2 tRNA genes are annotated in these 238 nt (G+C 44.1%); both read right to left on the reverse strand.

Annotated features, from left to right (window positions below):
• Positions 1-38: 38 nt before the first annotated feature.
• Positions 39-113, reverse strand: a tRNA-Gln gene (locus tag H5058_RS18345).
• A gap of 38 nt (positions 114-151) precedes the next feature.
• Positions 152-236: transfer RNA gene (locus H5058_RS18350), tRNA-Leu, on the reverse strand.
• Positions 237-238 lie beyond the last annotated feature (2 nt).

Genomic DNA, 238 nt, shown 5'->3' on the forward strand with positions numbered 1-238 from the left:
GAGCTATTCTTTAAACAACTTTCCTTGGTAGAAGAAGTTGGCTGGGATACCAGGATTTGAACCTGGGAATGCCAGGATCAAAACCTGGTGCCTTACCGCTTGGCGATATCCCAACAAAGAATAATTGATAGTTTTATTTCTTATCAAGAAATGGTGCGGAAAGAGAGACTTGAACTCTCACAACCGAAGTTACTGGAACCTAAATCCAGCGCGTCTACCAATTCCGCCACTCCCGCAT

Origin of the sequence: Pseudoalteromonas sp. SR45-4 (assembly GCF_014163535.1) — a bacterium.
Classification (GTDB): Bacteria; Pseudomonadota; Gammaproteobacteria; order Enterobacterales; family Alteromonadaceae; genus Pseudoalteromonas; species Pseudoalteromonas nigrifaciens.